Annotated in this window: 19 protein-coding genes and 1 other RNA gene; 7 read left to right on the top strand and 13 right to left on the bottom strand. The window is 47.3% G+C overall.

Features of this window, described 5'->3' with window-relative positions; genetic code table 11:
• Positions 1–81: 81 nt before the first annotated feature.
• Both gcvH and gcvT read right to left on the bottom strand, forming a co-directional pair.
• Positions 82–471 carry a glycine cleavage system protein GcvH gene (gene gcvH, locus DQX04_RS11545; protein WP_111916092.1) on the bottom strand — a complete coding sequence of 130 codons (390 nt, stop codon included), beginning with the start codon at positions 469–471 and terminating at the stop codon, positions 82–84.
• 41 nt (positions 472–512) lie between these two features.
• Positions 513–1,598, bottom strand: a complete 1,086-nt coding sequence (gene gcvT, locus DQX04_RS11550) for a glycine cleavage system aminomethyltransferase GcvT (protein ID WP_111916093.1) — start codon at positions 1,596–1,598, stop codon at positions 513–515.
• A gap of 141 nt (positions 1,599–1,739) precedes the next feature.
• Between gcvT and DQX04_RS11555 the strand changes: the two genes are divergently transcribed.
• Positions 1,740–2,606 carry a LysR family transcriptional regulator gene (locus tag DQX04_RS11555; protein ID WP_111916094.1) on the top strand — a complete coding sequence of 289 codons (867 nt, stop codon included), beginning with the start codon at positions 1,740–1,742 and terminating at the stop codon, positions 2,604–2,606.
• Between the two features lie 6 nt (positions 2,607–2,612).
• On the opposite strand, the gene DQX04_RS11560 is transcribed toward DQX04_RS11555, so the two are convergent.
• The 3 genes from DQX04_RS11560 to DQX04_RS11570 are packed head-to-tail and all read right to left on the bottom strand — an operon-like array spanning position 2,613 to position 5,627.
• Positions 2,613–3,800: an FAD-dependent oxidoreductase gene (locus DQX04_RS11560; protein WP_111916095.1), complete on the bottom strand. Its 1,188-nt coding sequence runs from the start codon at positions 3,798–3,800 to the stop codon at positions 2,613–2,615.
• A complete protein-coding gene (locus DQX04_RS11565; protein ID WP_111916096.1) occupies positions 3,791–5,011 on the bottom strand; it encodes an FAD-dependent monooxygenase in 1,221 nt (406 codons plus the stop codon). The genes DQX04_RS11560 and DQX04_RS11565 overlap by 10 nt, the downstream gene beginning before the upstream one ends.
• 43 nt (positions 5,012–5,054) lie before the next feature.
• Complete coding sequence (locus DQX04_RS11570; protein ID WP_111916097.1) at positions 5,055–5,627, bottom strand: UPF0149 family protein; 573 nt, start codon at positions 5,625–5,627, stop codon at positions 5,055–5,057.
• Between the two features lie 187 nt (positions 5,628–5,814).
• Here DQX04_RS11570 and DQX04_RS11575 point away from each other — a divergent pair, with 187 nt between their 5' ends.
• Positions 5,815–6,141 (top strand): cell division protein ZapA, encoded by a 327-nt coding sequence (locus tag DQX04_RS11575; protein WP_111916098.1) that lies wholly within the window; start codon positions 5,815–5,817, stop codon positions 6,139–6,141.
• 13 nt (positions 6,142–6,154) lie between these two features.
• Positions 6,155–6,338: non-coding RNA, 6S RNA (gene ssrS, locus DQX04_RS11580), on the top strand.
• Here ssrS and DQX04_RS11585 read toward each other — a convergent pair.
• The gene (locus DQX04_RS11585) at positions 6,338–6,787 is read right to left on the bottom strand and encodes a PH domain-containing protein (protein WP_111916099.1); all 450 of its coding nucleotides are present in this window, start codon (positions 6,785–6,787) and stop codon (positions 6,338–6,340) included. The two genes, ssrS and DQX04_RS11585, sit on opposite strands and share 1 nt — an antisense overlap.
• A 13-nt stretch (positions 6,788–6,800) precedes the next feature.
• Positions 6,801–8,369 carry an amidohydrolase family protein gene (locus tag DQX04_RS11590; protein ID WP_111916100.1) on the bottom strand — a complete coding sequence of 523 codons (1,569 nt, stop codon included), beginning with the start codon at positions 8,367–8,369 and terminating at the stop codon, positions 6,801–6,803.
• 45 nt (positions 8,370–8,414) lie between these two features.
• Here DQX04_RS11590 and DQX04_RS11595 point away from each other — a divergent pair, with 45 nt between their 5' ends.
• The 4 genes from DQX04_RS11595 (at position 8,415) to murI (ending at position 11,888) form a co-directional block, all read left to right on the top strand.
• Positions 8,415–9,083: a 5-formyltetrahydrofolate cyclo-ligase gene (locus DQX04_RS11595; RefSeq protein ID WP_111916101.1), complete on the top strand. Its 669-nt coding sequence runs from the start codon at positions 8,415–8,417 to the stop codon at positions 9,081–9,083.
• 65 nt (positions 9,084–9,148) lie between these two features.
• Entirely contained in the window at positions 9,149–9,811 is a 663-nt protein-coding gene (gene rpiA / locus DQX04_RS11600) for a ribose-5-phosphate isomerase RpiA (RefSeq protein WP_111916102.1), read from the top strand.
• A 9-nt stretch (positions 9,812–9,820) separates the two neighbouring features.
• A complete protein-coding gene (serA, locus tag DQX04_RS11605) occupies positions 9,821–11,053 on the top strand; it encodes a phosphoglycerate dehydrogenase (RefSeq protein ID WP_111916103.1) in 1,233 nt (410 codons plus the stop codon).
• A gap of 31 nt (positions 11,054–11,084) precedes the next feature.
• Complete coding sequence (gene murI / locus DQX04_RS11610) at positions 11,085–11,888, top strand: glutamate racemase (protein ID WP_111916104.1); 804 nt, start codon at positions 11,085–11,087, stop codon at positions 11,886–11,888.
• Positions 11,889–11,897: 9 nt separating this feature from the next.
• Here murI and DQX04_RS11615 read toward each other — a convergent pair whose 3' ends face one another.
• From DQX04_RS11615 to DQX04_RS11640, 6 genes are all read right to left on the bottom strand, one after another.
• Positions 11,898–13,445: an AMP-binding protein gene (locus tag DQX04_RS11615; protein WP_111916105.1), complete on the bottom strand. Its 1,548-nt coding sequence runs from the start codon at positions 13,443–13,445 to the stop codon at positions 11,898–11,900.
• Positions 13,446–13,495: 50 nt separating this feature from the next.
• Positions 13,496–14,311 (bottom strand): sulfotransferase, encoded by an 816-nt coding sequence (locus tag DQX04_RS11620; RefSeq protein WP_111916106.1) that lies wholly within the window; start codon positions 14,309–14,311, stop codon positions 13,496–13,498.
• 95 nt (positions 14,312–14,406) lie between these two features.
• Positions 14,407–15,126 (bottom strand): phosphate signaling complex protein PhoU, encoded by a 720-nt coding sequence (gene phoU / locus DQX04_RS11625; protein WP_165831993.1) that lies wholly within the window; start codon positions 15,124–15,126, stop codon positions 14,407–14,409.
• 8 nt (positions 15,127–15,134) lie between these two features.
• The gene (pstB, locus tag DQX04_RS11630; protein ID WP_111916240.1) at positions 15,135–15,941 is read right to left on the bottom strand and encodes a phosphate ABC transporter ATP-binding protein PstB; all 807 of its coding nucleotides are present in this window, start codon (positions 15,939–15,941) and stop codon (positions 15,135–15,137) included.
• A 48-nt stretch (positions 15,942–15,989) separates the two neighbouring features.
• Positions 15,990–17,666 (bottom strand): phosphate ABC transporter permease PstA, encoded by a 1,677-nt coding sequence (gene pstA, locus DQX04_RS11635; RefSeq protein ID WP_111916107.1) that lies wholly within the window; start codon positions 17,664–17,666, stop codon positions 15,990–15,992.
• An 18-nt stretch (positions 17,667–17,684) separates the two neighbouring features.
• Positions 17,685–19,979, bottom strand: coding sequence for an ABC transporter permease subunit (locus DQX04_RS11640; protein ID WP_111916108.1), 2,295 nt, complete (start codon positions 19,977–19,979; stop codon positions 17,685–17,687).
• Positions 19,980–19,989: the final 10 nt, after the last annotated feature.

The following is a 19,989-nucleotide window of genomic DNA, read 5'->3' on the forward strand; positions in this document are numbered from 1 at the left end:
GAACTCTGTTCGGTAGTTCTTTAAAAACACGGAAGTCGAACAAAAAGACCCCGGCGATACCGGGGCCTTTGTGATTGTGGCTTATTCGTCTGCGATTGACTCGCTGTAGCCGTCTGCGTCGAGCAAGTTTGCAAGCTCGCCTGCATCTTCAATTTTAAGTTTAAATAACCAGCCGTCGCCGTATGGGTCGCTGTTTACTGTTTCAGGAGAGTCTTCTAACTCTTCGTTCACAGCAATAATTTCGCCACCTACAGGTGCGTAAATGTCTGAAGCAGCTTTTACAGACTCTGCTACTGCGCAGTCGTCGCCTGCTGCAACCGTGTCACCCACTTCTGGTAACTCAACAAACACCATGTCGCCAAGAAGTTCTTGTGCGTGTTCGCTAATGCCAACGGTGTAAACGCCGTCACCTTCGTCACGGATCCACTCGTGGGTAGACGCATATTTTAACTCTGTAGGTACCTGACTCATTGTTATGTCCTTCAAATATTTCAGTAAAATCTGACTAATTGTTAAAGTTCGACGACCGCTTTACCGTTTCTTACGAAACTTGGCTTCGTGACCTTAACTGTAACCATTTTTTTGCGCATTTCCACCTGTGCAGTTTCACCTACTGGTTGAGGTACACGCGCCATTGCCACACTCACACCCAATGTAGGTGAGAATGTGCCTGAAGTAATCACGCCTTCGCCGCCGTCTACAATCACTTTCAAGCCTGCACGAAGCACACCTTTTTCAGTCATCACCAAGCCAACTAATTTTTCAGTGCCTTGCGCTTTTGCAGCTTCTAGGGCTTTACGACCAATGAAATCACGGTCTGTTGGCTCAAGTGCAACACTCCAGCCCATGTTTGCTGCTAGCGGAGAAACCGACTCGTCCATGTCTTGGCCGTATAAGTTCATGCCAGCTTCTAGACGAAGTGTGTCACGCGCGCCCAAACCTGCGGGTTGAACGCCAGCTTCTTTAAGCTTGTTCCATACGTTCACAACTTCTGCCACAGGAACGATAATTTCGTAACCTGCTTCGCCAGTGTAACCTGTGGTTGCAACGAATACGTCGCCGTACTGTGCACCAAAGAAAGGCTTCATTTCAGAAATTGTTGCGTGGTCTTCTGCAGACACAATCGCTTTAATCTTGTCTTGTGCTTCTGGGCCTTGTAACGCAATCATGCCGAACTCAGTGCGTTCGGTCACTTGTACGTCGAATTCGCCAGTTTGCTGCTGCAACCAAGCCATGTCGCGGTCACGCGTAGCAGAGTTTACAACCACACGGTAAGACTCGTCGTTGAAGTGATAAGTAATCAGGTCGTCAATCACACCGCCTTGTTCATTGAGCATTGCGCTATAAAGTGCTTTGCCCGGCGCTTTCAACTTCTCAACGTCGTTCGCAAGCAAACGGCGCAAGTATGCTTTCGCTTCTGGGCCAGTTACGTCGACAATGGTCATGTGAGAAACGTCGAACATACCTACAGCTTTACGAACCGCATGGTGCTCTTCAATTTGCGAACCGTAATTAAGCGGCATGTCCCAACCGTGGAAATCAACCATTTTCGCGCCAGCTTCAATGTGCGCTTCGTACAATGCAGTGCGTTGTGCCATAACAAATACTCGGGTTGTGATTTAATGCGGCACATTATAGAAGTCTGAGCCTTGCGCAACAAATTAAAAAGACAAATTAAGTTATTAATTTTTGTTATACTCAACCCTTAGGCATTGAGTTTTCTTATATTTGGCAAGCTTATGAAACACTTATCTTTAGACGCACTGCGCGCATTTGTTAGCGTGTACGACTTACAAAGCTACACCAAGGCCGCCGAACGCATGAGCCGTTCCCAGCCAGCCATTAGCTTGCAAATAAAACGTCTAGAAGAAACGTTAGACCAGTCTTTATTCACCAAAGACGGTTCCAGTATCAAACTCACCATTGCCGGACAAGAGCTTTACCAAGGTGCTGTAGCACTGCTTAGCCAACACGATCAGCTGGTTAGTCGCTTTAATACCGAACAAGTTGCTGGGCAGGTGCGGTTAGGCATTCCCAGTGAATTCGCCACCGCCCTTTTGCCCAGAATTCTGGGTCAATTTGCCAGTACCTACCCGCAAATCACGTTGGAAGTCACTTCTGCATTAAGCCGTGATCTTCGCTTAGGGGCTAGCCGCGGAAGCTTCGACATTATCCTCACTGTTGCAGAACAGGCTCCAGAAAATGCCATTAAAGTAAAAGAAGACGAATTGGTTTGGGTCACCGGTCGTGCCGATGCCTCTTATGCTACACCGGTACCTTTGGTTTTGGCTTCTGAGGGCTGTATTTATCGGCGCAGAACCCTACAAGCATTAAATGGTTCGGAAATACCGCACCGCATTACATACACCAACAACGACCTAACCGGTATTTCTAGTGCGTTACGATCAGGGTTGGGTTTTACGGTATTGGCGAAAAGCTCGGTACCACCAGAACTGTTTGAAGTAAAACGCGCAGATAAAAGTCAAAACTTACCCGAGCTTGGAAAAATCAATATTTTCTTAGAGCGCCACGGACAAAAACAAAACGCGGCGGCGGAACATTTACAAAGCTACTTGCACGAATTTTTAAGCGCACAAACGCCTTAAAGCTTCTTAAAACTCGTTGGCTTGCTTTAAAAAAAAGGCTTTTACTTTGTCCAAACGCTGAGTCGCGGAAAGACCAAGGCTTCGAATGAATCGCACAGCTGGGTGCTGCTCTGTGAAAAGACGATGAAAACCTTCCATAGTGGCAATTTGTTTCACGGCTGCAGTTTTTCTAGCACGCTCGTAATGTCGCAAGCTCTTCTGCAGTTTCGCAGCGTCCCAAGCCCCATTTAACGACCCTAGGGTTAACAGCTGTTCGGCGAGATACCATGCGTCGCCTAAGCCTAAATTCGCACCTTGTCCTGCTAACGGGTGAATAGTGTGGGCTGCGTCGCCAGCAAGAACCATTCTGCCTTTCACCCACTGTTCGGCGTACTGCATTTTCAAAGGAAACGCCGCAGGTTTCATAGCTTGCTTGAGAAGCCCTAGTCTACCACCAGCCGCAGCGGTTACGGCTTGGTCAAACGCTTGTGGCTCTTGCTCCAATAAAGCCTTGGCTTCAAGAGTCGGTAAACTCCACACAATAGACACTTCATTTGGGTTCGCCATAGGTAATAATGCCAAAGGCCCACCTTGCAAGAACATCTGCCTTGCACTGCCTTCGTGCGGGTATTCGGTGGTTAATGTAGTGACTACACCAAGTTGTTCGTAGTCTCGAAATGAGGTTTCAACATTCATGGTCGCCCGAACTTGTGATTTACCGCCGTCCGCAGCCACCAACAGTTGTCCCAGAAAATGACGACCGTCTTCACTTTGCACATGAACGTCGTCTTCACTTTCTTCGATTTGCTCGATCACCACGCCCGTTTCAAGCTGCACGCCGAGAGCTTCAGCTTTTTGCCAAAGCGCAGCTTCAATAACGGCGTTTTCAACAATGCAGCCCAAGTTTGGTTTGTCGACCGACGCAGCGGAAAACTGTATATCGGCACCAGAACTGTCGTCCCACACCTGCATACGCTGAAAGTAGCCTAGCTTTTCAGGCGGCAACAAAGACCAAACGCCAAGTTGTTCTAACCAGGTTTGCGAAGCTTCGTTCAGCGCGCTCACTCTTAACGTGGGTTGATCGGGCATGGCTTTAGGTTCTGTTGCGCGTTCCAGTAACGCAACCTTTTTACCTTTACTAGCGAGCGCCAGGGCTAGCGACACACCCACCATGCCACCACCGACAACAATAACTTGGGTTTTTGTTAATCCCATCGGCTGCGCTCCGTTTCAAAACCCATAGCTTTGCTCGCCACTGCATTCCGTAAAGTGCTACATAAACGCATCGACTTTAAACCAACCCGTCGACCATAACTGGCAATAGGATCGGTAGAGGAAAACAAATGCACCACACTGTCGGTAAAGCCCACTACATTTTTATAGTCTGCTTTTCTAGCTTTTTGGTAACTTTCCAAAACTGTATTTGCGCCAGCATCTTCTGCATAACGAAGCCGCTCTGCCAAAGCTAATACGTCGCGAACACCTAAGTTATAACCTTGTCCGGCAACTGGATGCAGGGTATGGCACGCGTTACCAATAAGTGCCCAACGGTAACCACAGAAGCGATCTACGGTAATTTTACGAAGCGGAAAAGCAGCCAAGCGTTCAACATGCTTTATTGAGCCTGCACGCCCACCTAATAGCGACGTAGCTGCGCGTATAAAGTCTTGTTCCGGTAACTCCATAAGCTTTTGTACACTTTGCCAAGTGCCACACCACACCATCGAGTAGCGTCGAGAGCCTAGAGGAAGTAACGCCATTGGACCTTCTGGTGTAAACCTTTCGTACGCCACCTGGCCATGCGCTTTGACCATATCAACTTCGGCGGCAATCGCCATTTGCTGGTAGTCGTAAATATTTTCCTGCACACCCAAAAGGTCGCGCATTTGCGAAGCACTGCCGTCGCAACTTAACAGCAACTGGGCTTCAATGGTTTCTTGTTCGTTCACTTTTAAAGCAACACATGCAGCTGTACCTGAAATATTCGTCACCGAAGACTGGTAGCGAATTTCCACACCAAGTTCTTTGCGCTTTTCGTCTAGCGCTTTCATCGCTTGCGCTGCGGGTATCACAAAACCTAACGGCTCTTCACCATGCTCTGCACTTTCCAGCTTGTTACTTCCCGGACCAGTTGCGTCGCTAATGTGAATAGTTTCAATGGCATGCTCGGTAATATTGGGTAGGAACTGTTCTAGAAGTTGCCACACGCCGTATTGCTTAAGAGCCCAAACCGTACGACGAGAGAGCGCAATGGCTCTAGGATCTTTAGTCGGGTCGTCTTCTTTTCGTGTATCTAGCAGTAACACGTCAAAGTCTGGGCGGGTTTGCTTCAATACCACCGCAGCCAGCATGCCAACAAGACCCGCGCCCGCCAATACAATGCGGTTGGAACTTATTTTACCTTGCTGGGCATTTGGGGTGGTCATCGAATCACTGCACTCTTTGTTCAGCTTGTTCAGCGTTTAGCAATTAATGAATGGTGTTGCTCGAAGGCGGCGTAGGATTAGCAACTTGCCCTAGCTCGTTAAAGCACATAATTGCCGTAATACGTACATATTCTGAAACTTCATAGAACGCGCGCTCGTCTTCTTCGTCGCCTTCCATTTCAGGCGAAAGCTTGGCAATTTCAGCCATATCTTCAATACCTTCGCGTAGTTCATTAGACGCAGCTTTAAGGTTTTGCTGATTCACACCAAAACCCACCAAGAAACACTGGGTCCATTCAGCCAGCGCCTTTAAGCGCTCTGAAAGCAATTCTTCGTCGCCAGGAACTAATAATTGAAAGTTTAATTCTGCACTGGCAAGGTCTTCACGAATTTTACGCCCTAGAGTTTCTAGGCGTTCATTCATTTGTGCAGAGAAAGCTTGCCCCTCGTGAGCGAGGTCTGCAACTACATTCAACCAATCAGACTGCTGAACCTGTTGGCCACTTGCCATTAAGCCTGTAAGCATGCCGTGGAGCTCTGCCGCGCTGGTAATCATACCTTCGCGCTCTAACCATTGATTCCACGTTTCAAATAATTTCGAAATAGGCTCTGCCATTCGTTTCACCTGTGCAGTCTGTTCTTTCTGTGTATTTTCAGCGCCTATCCTACCACTTGCTACGCCATGGAACTACTATTCGCCACCTGCTTTTATAAAATGTAAAGCAGTGCAGATATGTTGCATAAATTCAGTGGTATCGCTATGCTTCGGGCTCTACAGAAGGATTTTCTTCAGAGGAATATAAATGAGCGGTCAAATTGTTGAGATTAACCTGCTAGAGCGAAACTATCGTGTTATGTGTCCAGACGGGCAAGAAAGTGCATTGCGCGAGGCAGCAAGACAACTCGACGAACGCTTGAACGAAACACGTTCTGCTACCAAGCTAACCAACATTGAGCAAATTGCAGTAATGACAGCGCTAAACTTATGCCACGAGTGGATGCAAGAGCGCGCAGAACAGTCTGAGAAAATGATTGCCTTAGAAGACAAGGTTGCCCTTTTACAAGCGACCATAAAAAAAGCAATCGGTGAGCCTGAAGACAAATCGCCCTCAAAAACCACTTCCAAATAAGTTACAATAGAATTGCTTCCTGGGGTGTTCGCCAGCACGTGGATGTCCCTGAGCCGATGCTTTTTTATTAGGGTCCTACTTGTGTGCCAGTGTGCATGCCCAGAATTTGCCGGGAAGCCTGCGGTACATAACTTAGCACCCGCCTTGAACCAATGGGTTCAAGGGCTAACACCGAGCAGCGGCACCTTGGGAAGTCTTATACTTCGTCTTCGTCGAGCTGTCCTTCAAAGTCGTCTTCCTGACCTAAACCCAAATTAAACACGAATGTGTATTTGTCGGTAGGAGAAACCCGAAGAATTTTTGTTTGCCCTGTTTTCGAATCGACATAATGAATGAGCAGTTTGTCACGCGAGAGCGCCGGACCAGGCATAATCGTCGTTTTTGGCTCTACTTTCTTAATATCCGCAAGAGCCACGCGGTATCGTAGCGGCCCACAACTGGCTTCTAGGTTTTCACCCGTAATACGGTAACGCGTACCGAGCGCAATCCATGCAGGCCACACAATGGTGATTAAGCTTAATAAAAAGCCAATCAGAAGTTGCCCCACCAATAAAAACAACCCCACAAACACAAACCCGAACATGGGTATGGTCATCAGCACTAATAAATAGAGCGGGTCAACTTTACTGGGATGCAGCTTGTCCATTTTCTAATGTCCTCTAGTCTTCTGCGCTTGCGCGCTCTGCTTGTTCCGCGTCTACCATGCTGCGAACATCGGCAAGCAATTCAGAAACGTCGTAAACAATGCCGTTAGCAATAGTGTAGCGAATACCTTCGGTGCGGTAAGGCTCGTTATTTTCATTCAAACGATAATGCCCAGTACCGAACAACACCTTAAAGTTTTCTAGCGGGTTCTCGTTCACGATAACTAAATCGGCGATTTTACCGGCACGAATACTACCAATATCTTCGTCTAAGCCTAACGCTTCAGCGCCATTTAATGTTGCCGATTGAATAACTTCTAACGGATGAAATCCCGCTTCTCTAAGAAGCTCCAACTCTTGAATATATCCGAAACCGTAAATTTTATAGATGTAGCCAGCGTCTGAACCTACAGTGACTCGCCCACCGTGATTTTTGAAGTCGTTTAAAAAGTCCATCCATAAACGGAAGTTTTCGCGCCACGCCACTTCATTTTCAGTGGTCCAGTCAAACCAGTAAGACCCATGGGCATAACGCGAAGGTGTAAAGAAATCCCACAAACGCGGTAGCGTATATTCTTCATGCCAATCGGCATTGCGTTGTGCCATTAAATTTCGGCTAGCTTCGTAAATAGTCATAGTGGGGTTAATCGTAAAATCTAGCTCGATAAGTTCGTCTCGAACAGCGTTCCACTTCTCACTCCCAGGAGCCGCTGCTTGCGCCCACAATCGTCCCGCTTCGCTAAAGCGGTCTTGCTCATTCTGATAATTATAGTTTGTAGGGTAATCTTGAATAACGCGATCAGTGAATAATGCTTCCGGCAAGCCATACCAATGCTCCATAGAACCAAGCCCCATGCGGGCAGAGTCGATAACATTAGTGCGCACTACGTTAAGTTGCGCATGGTGCATCATAGTTCCGATATCTTGCTGCTGCGCTTCATCTAAAGCCGCTTCGATAACACGCGGTGTTGCTCCGAAGAATTTAATACCTTTCGCACCTTCATCAGCAATATGACGCACCCATTGGCGAGCTTCGTCTGGCGTAATTATGGCTTCGTCCCACTCCATGCCAAAACCTAAATAAGGAATAATACGTGGTGAAGCAATAGTGCCCTGCTCTGCCAACCGAGCGTGCTCCATAGTCCAGTCTAAACCACGAAAGCTGCCCGGCTCACGAACAGTAGTAATGCCGTGTGCCAACCACAACTTCAATACGTATTCTGCCGGAATGCCTTGTGCGCTGCCCCCCAAATGGCCATGCATGTCCACGAACCCCGGTAAAATATATTGCCCTGTTACGTCAATTTCTCGGTCGTTCGGTCCAGCTTCAGGCCTTCTATTCTCTCGAACAGGAACCCCGGGGTAACCCACAACAGCAACTTGGATAATACGGTTACCTTCTATCACTATGTCGACAGGACCCAAAGGCGGTGCACCTTCCCCGTCAATGACAATGCCACCACGAAGAATTAAGCGCTCATAAGGTCCTTCACCGCGCTCACGTTCACTGGCAATAGGCTCTTGAGCACATGCAGAAACACTAAAAAGTGCAGCAATAAGAAAAAGCAGACTGATGAAGCGCATCTTGTTATCCTTTTTGAAAATTTGTGGCAAATCGAATAGCAAAGAGTGTCGCAGCATGTTGACTTTGAAGCAAATAAACTAGCCGCAACAGTTGGGTTTTTTATGGAAATGTTTCTTTCAAACGAAGTTATAGAAGCGCGAAATACGCTTCGCCAGCAAATGCGTGCAACCAGACGCCATTTACCTACTTCGGAACAAGAGCAGGCGTCTATTGCTGTGTGTCAGCAACTGATAGACCTTCCAGAATATCAACAAGCTCAGTCGGTGGGCGCTTATCTTGCCGCATTTGGCGAGCTCGATATCCATTCACTCATAAGCACTAGCTGGAGTCAGCATAAGAATGTTGCGGTACCCGTCATTGACCCACAAGTTCAGGGCATGATGGAATTTTTCGAGCTTCGCGAAAACTCGGCCATGCAAGTAAACCAGTTCGGTTTATCAGAACCTTGTCCAACGCAAAACAGCAAAGTTGCACCAGAACACATTGAACTGCTTTGCGTTCCACTGGTTGCATTCGACACAACAGGACAGAGGTTAGGTATGGGGGGTGGCTACTACGATCGCCTGCTCTCGCGTTGGCAAAACGGCACGTTGGGCAACCTATATCCCGTAGGCATAGCGCACGACTGTCAGTTCGTCGACAGCTTACCCTCTGCCCCTTGGGACGTTCCTTTACCCATGATTATTACCCCCTCAAAAACATGGCGGTTCTAACACTTATCGGTATAATAGAGAGCCGTTGATGATTCGAATTTATCCCCCTCAAACAACGGTGACCCATGACAAATCAAGATGCCGCAAAGCGCCAAGCAGCAGAAGCTGCCATTGAATTCATTGAAGAAGGAAGCATTGTCGGTGTCGGAACCGGCTCAACTGTAAACTACTTCATCGACGCGCTCGCCGAATTGAAGTTCGACATTGAAGGCGCAGTTTCAAGCTCTGAAGCGTCAACCGAGCGGTTAAAAAAGCATGGCATTCCTGTTTATGACTTAAATGGCGTAGGACCTTTTAGTGTTTATGTGGATGGCGCCGACGAAATTAATCGTCACCTACAAATGATTAAAGGCGGCGGTGCAGCTTTAACGCGCGAAAAAATCGTAGCTGCCTGTGCCAAAAAATTCGTCTGTATTGCCGACAGCAGCAAGTTAGTGGATGTGTTAGGCACTTTCCCTTTGCCCATCGAAGTCATTCCAATGGCACGCTCTCATGTAGCTCGTGAACTTGTGAAATTAGGTGGCGACCCTGTTTACCGCGAAGGTGTCACTACAGACAACGGTAATGTCATTCTGGATATTCACCACTTGAATATCGAAAAGCCTGAAGAATTAGAGCAAGCGATCAATAATATTACTGGTGTTGTTACCAATGGCTTGTTTGCAATGCGCCACGCAGACATTGCGCTATTGAGTGACGGAACCCAAGTCCAAAAACTAACCCGATAGGAAAACGCCATGCCGCCGGTGTACTCGCTGCAAAAAGACAAGATTAAAATTCTCTTACTCGAGGGCGTTCACCCCAGTGCAGTAGAGTGTTTTGAGCAACAGGGCTACTCAGAAATTGAAGAGCACGCCACAGCAATGAATGAAGACGAGCTGATGGAGCGCATTGGTGAGTTTCATTTCATTGGTATTCGTTCGCGTACGCAGCTTTCTAGAAAAGTATTAGAGAAGGCGACACGCCTAAATGCTATAGGATGCTTCTGCATCGGCACGAACCAAGTCGACACCCAAGCGGCTCGAGAGTTTGGCATTCCGGTATTTAACGCACCATTTTCCAATACCCGCAGCGTTGCCGAGTTGGTGCTTTCAGAAATTATTATGTTGCTTCGAAAAGTACCTGAAAAGAATATGGCATGTCATAACGGTGGCTGGTTAAAAACGGCGAAAGGCGCACATGAGGCACGGGGCAAAACATTGGGTATTGTGGGCTATGGCCACATTGGTACACAGCTCAGTATTCTTGCTGAGCAATTGGGCATGCGCGTGGTTTACTTCGATATAGAAACCAAGCTTGCCCTGGGTAATGCCACGCCCATGAAAAGTATGAAGCAGTTGCTACATACCAGCGACATTGTCACGCTACACGTTCCCGAAACGCCGCAAACTAAGTTGCTTATAAAAGACAAAGAGCTAGCGTCTATGAAACCGGGAGCTTCGCTGATTAACGCTTCGCGCGGAACAGTGGTCGATCTTGAGGCTTTAGCCGAACACGTGAAGTCTGGTCACATTGCAGGCGCTGCCATCGACGTATTTCCGGTAGAGCCGAAGAATAACCAAGAAGAATTCTTGTCGCCGCTTCGCGGTTTAAGCCAAGTTATTCTTACACCGCACGTAGGTGGCTCGACCCAAGAAGCTCAAGAGAATATCGGCACAGAAGTCGCCCTGAAGCTCATTAAATATTCAGACAACGGTTCCACACTGTCGGCGGTAAACTTCCCTGAAGTTTCATTACCAGTGCAACAAAACTACAGCCGTATTTTGCACACGCACCACAACCAGCCCGGTGTGATGAACCGCATTAACCAAGTGTTTGCCGATCTTAATGTGAACATTGCCAGTCAGTACTTACAAACCGACAACGAGCTAGGTTACGTGGTTATGGACGTGGACAGCGATCAAGCTGAGAGCTTACTTGAAGCTTTGAAGCAAATTCCAGGCACCATTCGTGCTCGCGTGTTGCATTAATTTTCCAAGGTAAGTTGTTAGAGGGAGCAGCATGTCGGCTATAGGTATTTTTGACTCGGGTGTGGGTGGCCTGTCTGTATTTCAGGCTATTCGTAAGCGGCTGCCCAATGAGTCTTTGATTTACTTAGGCGACTCAGCTCGTGTTCCTTACGGCACAAAATCGGCGAAATCAGTGCGCCAATACGCTCTGCAGGCTTCTCGTAAGCTGGCAGAGCGTGACATTAAAGCGCTCGTTATCGCCTGTAATACCGCCTCGGCTGTAGCCCTACCTGCACTACAAGAAGCCTACCCCAATATTCCGGTGATCGGAGTTATTGCGCCTGGCGCTAAAGCAGCAGTTGCCGCCAGTAAGTCTCAACATATCGCCGTTATTGCCACAGAAAGCACTGTAAATGGAAAAGCCTATGAGAGCGCCATACACGCCTACAACCCTTCAACTAAGGTACAGAGTTTAGCCACGCAAATGTTAGTGGCGATGGCTGAAGAAGGTTGGACCCAAAACACATTGGCGCATCTTGCCGTGGAAGAGTATTTAGGCACGCTCTTTAGCGATACTAGCGCGCCAGATACATTGATGCTCGGCTGCACCCACTTCCCCGTGTTTCGAAATACTATCGAAAAAGTATTGGGGAACAATGTAAAGGTTGTCGATTCTGCTGAAACTACAGCTGATGCATTACATCAGTTACTCACCGACAAGCAGTTGCTCGCAAAAGAAAAGCCCGCCGTTGACCAATACCTAGTCACCGACGGGCCTGAGCGTTTCGCGAGAATAGCGAATATGTTTTTAGGCGCTCCTATTCCACTTTCTCAAGTCGAGTTAGTCGATTTATAACGCCCGTATCTACCTTAGCTCTCTACGTAAAATTTTACCCACCGTAGATTTTGGAAGCTCATCCATAATCGTAACGCTTTGTGGCACTTTGTAGTTAGTTAACTGCTCACGACAATATTCGATAAGCTCGCTCTCCGTTGTTTCACCCTTAAGCGATACAAATGCGTGAACCGACTCGCCAGTTTTATCGCTTGGCTTGCCGACAACGGCCGCTTCCAATACTGCTGGGTGTTGGCATAGCACGTCTTCAATTTCATTCGGGTAAACATTAAAACCCGAGACAATAATCATGTCTTTCAAGCGGTCTACAATTTTGATGTTGCCGTTTTCTTGCACCAAGCCCACGTCGCCTGTTTTGAACCAACCATTGATCAGCACTTTTTCGGTTTCGTCTGGACGGTTCCAGTAGCCTTTCATGACCTGCGGACCTTTCACCACAAGTTCACCGGGTTCACCTACCGCAAGCGGTTGGTTGTCTTCGTCCCAAGCCAGCACTTCAGTGTCGTCCATTGGCGTACCTACGGTGCCAATTTCTTCATGGTCAAACTCATTGAGAGTCGCAACCGGAGAGGTTTCCGAAAGGCCCCAGCCTTCAGTTACCGTGCACCCCGTGACTTCCTTCCACAGATCGGCCGCCGAATGCGTTAATGCAGCACCACCAGAAAAAGTGATTTTCAAAGAAGAGAAGTCCATAGCTCTAAACTCTGGATGCTGACATAACCCCACAAACAAAGTGTTAATGCCGGCAATACCTGTGAACTCGGTTTCTTTGATGCTCTTCACAAAGCCGTCGATGTCACGAGGGTTAGGAATAAGGTGATTGGCAATACCAATGCCGAACAAACCCAGCATGTTCACGGTAAAAGCGTAAATATGATAAAGCGGTAGCGGACAAACAAACGTGCCGCTGGTACTGCGCTCAACAATACGCGCTTTCATTTGCGCAGAGTTGCTTAACAGATTCCCATGAGTCAGCATTGCACCTTTCGCGACACCCGTTGTACCACCGGTGTATTGCAACACTGCAATATCGTCTACTTGTGCTGTATTCGCTTTTAACTCTGGTAACGCAGAGCCAGCGTCTAGAGCCTGAACAAAACCGTTTGTACCTTCAATAAGGTCGGTACTACCTTTCAATAAATCTGCCGCACCAGTAACCACTACATGTTCTATTTGAGTGTCGGCTTTCACTTGTTCTAGTTTCGGGTATAAATCACTCAGGATGACGATTGCTCTTGCGCCTGAATCATTAAACTGGTGCAGCATTTCCCGCGTGGTGTATAGCGGGTTTGTGTTAACCACCACTAATCCTGCCCGCAATGCCGCGTAGGTGGCTATTGGGTACTGAATAATATTAGGAAGTTGGATAACAATTCGGTCACCCGCTGCAAGCCCAAGCTCATGCTGGAAATAGCGAGCTAAATCTTCTGATTTTTGATCAATGTAATGATAATCGACAGACTGCCCAATGCATTGGTAAGCAACTTTATCGCCATGGGCAGAAAAACAAGACTCTAAATAGCTAGAAAGGTTATTAAACGGCTGGTCAACTGGCATGAAACTTCACTCCATAGATAAGTTATAAGACACCGTAACTGCGTCCCTTTTTATTCATCTATGAAACGTGAAAGTTCGCTATAAATCAACCTCGTTTTTTTCTGCACTTGCTCGGCTTGCTGCTCGCTAAGAATGTCTTTCCAAGTGTTTTCTTTGTGCGTTATAGCTTTAGCCACCTGCTCTTGGCGAATTTTCATATTTCGCTTCTGTTCTACTTGATCGTAGGCAGTTTCACCGGCTTCAAGTATTTCAGGTTGCCAAGGTAGGCTCAGAAACTCAAAAACGTCCTTGAGGGTGGTTTCAGGATCTTTGGTCAGCTTTTCAAACTGCACCACGTGAACTTGCTTCGGATGACTTTTAAGTAAATTCAAAACCGCTAAATTATCACGATTCCAACGGGTTATTGCATAACCTAAGCCTTTTGATTTTTTATGGGCAAAGCGTTTGTAGAGTGACGCGCAGTTGTCGAGAGGATTACGCACGGTAACCACAAATTTAGCATTCGGGAATACCGCTAAAATTCGGCTTACAGCATGAATATGCTTTGGTGTTTTTTCTAACAGCATTGAGGCTTTGAACTGCTTTAAGGCAATAAGCAGTTGGTCAAACACGGCTCTGGCTTCCTGAATTGGCGTACGCGGTTGAAATAAGCTTGTTTCTTCACCAAGCAAATAAACACCTTCTGCACGCCCTATTCTTGCTGCAGTTAGTGTTGTTCCACTATTCCCACATCCCATCACAAACACGGCTGGCATGTCGGTGCGCAAGGGTTTCCCTTTTCTAGGCAAACGAATAAATTTCGAGGCATGGCGTAACCGCGCTAACGCGTGGCGGATAGCTAAACGAACAGAAACCGATAGAGCCATGAAGACTTCCTTTTTGCGACTTATCCAATAAAAAAGCGTGCCGCTCAAATGAGCAAAGCACGCTTAGTTTATCGACTTGTCGTCAAAATCGCGAGTTATCTCACGCCTTTCACTGTGTCTTCCATCGACTCGGCAGAAACGTGACGTACGTCTTTACCGCGAACATAAAACACAATGTACTCAGCAATGTTCTGACAACGGTCGCCAATGCGCTCAAGCGAGCGCGCTGCCCAAAGCACATCCATGATTTTAGGAATACTGCGAGAGTCTTCCATCATGTATGTCATGAGCTGGCGTGTTAATGCCTCGTACTGGCGGTCTGCGTTAGCGTCTTGCTGGTGCACCGCTAAAGCAGCTTCTTGGTCCATACGTGCGAACGCATCGAGTACTTGGCGAAGCATAGAAAGCACTTGTTGACCTAAGTTTTCCAAGCTTACTAATAAGTGAGCTTGGTCTTTACTAAAGGTTTCCATGGCTACGTGGGCAATGCGCTCAGCTTCGTCACCAATGCGCTCTAGGTCTGAAATCGCCTTAATGATGGCGAGAATTAAACGCAAGTCACTCGCAGTCGGTTGACGTTTTGCAATGATTTGCGTACACGCACCGTCGATCTCAACTTCAAGCTTGTTAATTTTGCCGTCGCTTGCCAATACGCGCTCAGCAACTTCTTGGTCGCTGGTTTGAATAGCCGCAAGTGAGTCGGTCAGTTGCTTCTCAACCAAACCACCCATGGCTAAAACTTTATTCATCACCGTATCAAGTTCTTCGTTAAACTTGCCGGAAATGTGCTTACCTAAGTTAAATTTTTCCACCATTTCCTCTCTTAACCGTAGCGGCCGGTAATGTAGTCTTCAGTTTGTTTCTTCGCAGGCATCGTAAACAATGTATTTGTGTCTGCGTGCTCAATCATTTGCCCCATGTACAAGAACGCAGTGAAGTCAGAGACGCGCGCAGCCTGTTGCATGTTGTGGGTAACAATCACAATGGTGTACTTCTCTTTCAGCTCGTTGATAAGTTCTTCAATTTTAAGCGTTGAAATAGGGTCAAGTGCAGAAGCAGGTTCATCTAATAATAGTACTTCAGGCTCAATGGCGATAGCGCGCGCAATAACCAAACGTTGCTGCTGACCACCCGACAAACCAAATGCATTGTCGTTCAAACGGTCTTTCACTTCGTCCCAAAGCGCCGCACCACGAAGCGAACTTTCCACGACTTCGTCTAGTGTTCTGCGGTCGTTTACACCTTGTAAGCGCAAACCGTAAGCTACGTTCTCGTAGATCGACTTTGGAAATGGGTTTGGTTTTTGGAACACCATACCCACTTGGCGGCGAAGCTCTGCTACGTCTACTTTTGGAGCGTAGATGTTTTCGCCGTCTAAACGAATTTCACCTGTAATTGTACAACTGTCGACCAGGTCGTTCATGCGGTTAAAGCAACGTAATAACGTTGACTTACCACAACCCGAAGGACCGATGAATGCCGTTACACGATTCTCAGGTATTTCTAAGTTAATACCTTTAAGCGCTTCGTCATTACCGTACTTTAATCGCAAGTCGCGTACTTCAAGTTTAGTCTTCAGATTTTCCATTTTCTCAGCTGAACCTGCTGGGTTCATCTCAGTTTTAATCATCGGAGTTTCTTGTGCTGACATAATACTCTTCTCTTAAATTTCGAATGCTTAATCAGAATCGCTGCGGTATTTTTCACGCAAGTGATTACGAATACTAATTGCCGAAATATTCAAAATAATAATCAAGGCAACCAATGTTAATGCTGTTGCGTACACCAAAGGTCTTGCCGCTTCTACGTTCGGGCTTTGGAAGCCAACGTCGAAGATATGGAAACCTAAGTGCATAATCTTTCTTTCCAAGTGGATAAACGGGAACTCGCCGTCTATCGGTAAAGTAGGTGCTAACTTCACCACGCCCACCAACATCAATGGCGCTACTTCGCCTGCAGCTCGTGCAATAGCCAAAATAAGCCCGGTCATCATGCCAGGAGTAGCTAGCGGAACAACCACACGCCATAGTGTTTCAGACTTAGTTGCACCAAGTGCTAAAGAGCCTTGGCGAATGGTACTTGGAATGCGTGCCAAACCTTCTTCTGTAGAGACGATAACAACCGGCAATGTTAATAGCGCAAGTGTTAATGACGCCCAGAATAAGCCAGGTGTACCGAACGTTGGTGAAGGCAATGCCGCTTCATAGAAAATACGGTCAATATTTCCACCAAGGAAGTAAATAAAGAATCCAAGACCGAATACGCCAAATACGATAGAAGGCACGCCGGCAAGGTTATATACCGAGATACGTACCATTTTGGTAATAGGACCTTGCTTCGCATATTCGCGCAAATAAATTGCCGCCAACACACCAAATGGAGTCACCAGAATCGACATCACGAAAACCATGGTAATGGTGCCGAAAATAGCTGGGAATATTCCGCCCTCGGTATTTGCTTCACGCGGCTCCGCGGTAAGGAATACCCACACACGGTGGAAGTATTCACCCCACTTTTGCAGCGCATTCATGTCGTTCGGCATAGTTATCGAAACGATGTCTGCGAAGTGAATCGGTACTTCCGCACCATCAACCATTTGCATACGTAATGTATTGCGGTGCATGTCTTCGTAAAGCGCGTCTAGTTCGTTACGTAACTCTAGGTATTCAGCTTCGAGTTCAGCACGACGAACGTCTAGAGCTGCAGTAGCTTGTTCAAGTGCTTCGCCTTCCAAACCATCAAGTTGGAACTGACGTTCTTGCAGTCGTAGTGACTCAATTTCATTGTTAATACGACCGATTTCACCACGCTCGATATTGCGAATACGGTGATGGTATTCAACGCTAGTGTCTACAGCAGACTGAACAGCTTCATGGAAGTCTTCTGGGTTATCCGCTAGGGTTTGCTGCGTTTCCCCATCAATTTCTATAGCAGTTGGAAAGCCATAGAAGTTACCCCATTCACGGCGTTCAATGACATACACACCCTCGGTATATTCGAATTCACTCATACCGAATTCGAAACGCCACACAAAGTCGGTGCCAAATTGGTCGCGGTTACCTTGCTTAATAAGGTAACGCTTTACCAACTCGCGGTCTTCTGGAACTGTATTACCGGCTTCACGAGCCGCCGCAGCGGTCATACCTTCGGTGCGAACAATTTCACCCATTAAACGGCTTGTTGCACCGGTTTCAGGCTCATTGATTTCAATGATTGCCACGTCTGCAGGCCAAAAATGACTGAAACCACGCACCGCGATTAAACCCAGCAAACCTACAACCATAACCACACTTAGGGTTACAGCTCCGCCTGTTAACCAAATCCAAGGGGCTCCACTTTTAAACCAATTCTTCATAGCTATCAGTCCCCGTACTTATAAACTGCTGTAACGAGCGCGCAGGCGTTGGCGTACAACTTCCGCGATCGTGTTCAAAATAAAGGTGAAGGTGAACAATACCAAAGCGGCTAAGAACAGAATTCTGAAGTGCGAACTTCCCACCGCAGTTTCTGGCAATTCCACTGCAATATTAGCGGACAGCGTTCTCATACCTTCAAAGATATTGAAGTTCACAATTGGGCTGTTACCTGTCGCCATAAGCACGATCATGGTTTCACCAACGGCACGGCCAAAACCGATCATCAGCGCCGAGAAAATACCCGGACTAGCCGTTGGCAATACAACACCCATCATGGTTTGCCATGGGGTTGCGCCCAGTGCCAGTGAGCCCTGCGTTAAGTGCTTAGGCACGTTGAACACGGCGTCTTCGGCGATCGAGTAAATAGTTGGAATAACAGCAAAGCCCATAGCCACACCTACAACTAGAGCATTACGCTGGTCGTAGGTAATACCGTTGTCGGTTAGCCATTGGCGCATACTGCCGTCGAAGAACAACACTTCCATATATGGGCTCGCTACAACCGCGAACGTACCGAAAAGTAATACGATAGGAACAAGAAGCGCTGCTTCCCAACCTGCAGGTACTCTGTTTCTTAAGTTTTCAGGCAACGACTTCCATGCAAAAGCCATCAACAACATCATAATCGGTAAGCCGATTAACGTTGTGAACACCGCCGGAAGGTTACTTTCCATAAATGGCGCTAGCCACAAGCCTGCGAGGAAACCAAGAATTACGGTAGGCAATGCTTCCATAATTTCTATAGTTGGTTTCACCACGCCACGTAGTTTTGGCGTCATGAAATATGCGGTATAAATTGCTGCCATAATACCTAAAGGCATAGCAAACAACATTGCGAAGAACGCGGCTTTCAATGTACCAATAGACAGTGGTATTAACGAAAATTTAGATTCAAACTCGTCGCTCGCTGAAGACGACTGCCATACATATTGAGGCTCTGCACGACCTTCGTACCAAACCTTATTCCAGAGTGCTTTGAAGGAAAGTTGCGGATGCTCGTTCCAAACACTGTAATTGGTCACTAGGCCGTCACTGCCTAATGTGAAAATAGCTTTGTCTACAGGCGACATAGCCACGTGAGGTAGCGTATTTTCTGCGATTTGATCAAGGAACAAGGTTCGTGACGAAGTACCGTAGTGCAAACCTACACCACCGGTAGCGTCAGTAGCGACAAACCCTTTACGCGTATATTCCGCTGAAATCGAAGTAATTGCGCCAGCGTGCTGATCGAAGTCTCGAATTCTTTCAAGTGAGTAATTGTTGTCTTCGTCGCGCACTAAGAACCACTGGCTTAACTCACCCTCTGAAGTACCCACGATAACTGACACAGAACCCACTAAGAATTCCATGGCAGTAATGTCGTCATTGGTCACATTGACCGACTCAACCCAGCGTGCCGCATTCGGCGAGCTTAGGTCGATGTAGTGAATATGGCCATCGGTGTCGGCTACAAATAGGTTTCTAAATGACTTGTCGATAATCATCGACTTTGGTGTTCCCGGAATTCCCGGCAACTCGAAACGACTCACTTGGCTAGTTAATTGACCTGTGAATAAATTCTCACGAGTGCTTACACGCGCAGCTACAAACCGTTGGTCCGCCGTATAACCTACTGCCATCGCTTGCGCGCGACCTCGCGTAGACTCTTGCACGGTAAGCAGCTCAATTGCCGCCCCTTGTGGGTCTAACACTACTGACGAATTTCCATACGGATAGGCCACAGAAGGAGTAATTTCACGTTGGTCGTTCGGGAAATTTAGCTCGTAATCTGGTTTGGCGAACAAGACTTCACCGTTGTCTAAGCCGAAGCCAACCAGTCCACCCAAGTTTTCACCATGAGCAAAACTTGAAACATGAGCATCGGTAATGTCTGAGATTGACTCAGAATGTTCGACGGCACCAGAGAATGCGTCGAAGAACGTAATTTGACCTTGATCGGTAAACGCAACTCCCATTTCTTGGTAGCGTTCCATAATCAAGTGTTCCAAATTACCCTGCTCTGCAGCAACAGGTAGTTCGAAGCTTGCTTGTTGCTCTACGTCTGCGCCTTTCAAAATAGGCATTACTTCATAGAACAAATAAATAAAGATAAGCGCTAGCGAAAACACTACGCCGTAACCGGCGCTGGTAATGCCAACCTTTGAAACTTTGTCCTTAAACATACGGACACGGCGGCGTTTCGCGCGTAGCTCCGATGAAGGTAAACGGGACTCGTTAGGCTTTCCCGTCGCTGAGGCTACTGATTCTGTCATCGTACTCTCT

Origin of the sequence: Aliidiomarina sp. B3213 (genome assembly GCF_003290085.1) — a bacterium.
GTDB lineage: Bacteria > Pseudomonadota > Gammaproteobacteria > Enterobacterales > Alteromonadaceae > Aliidiomarina.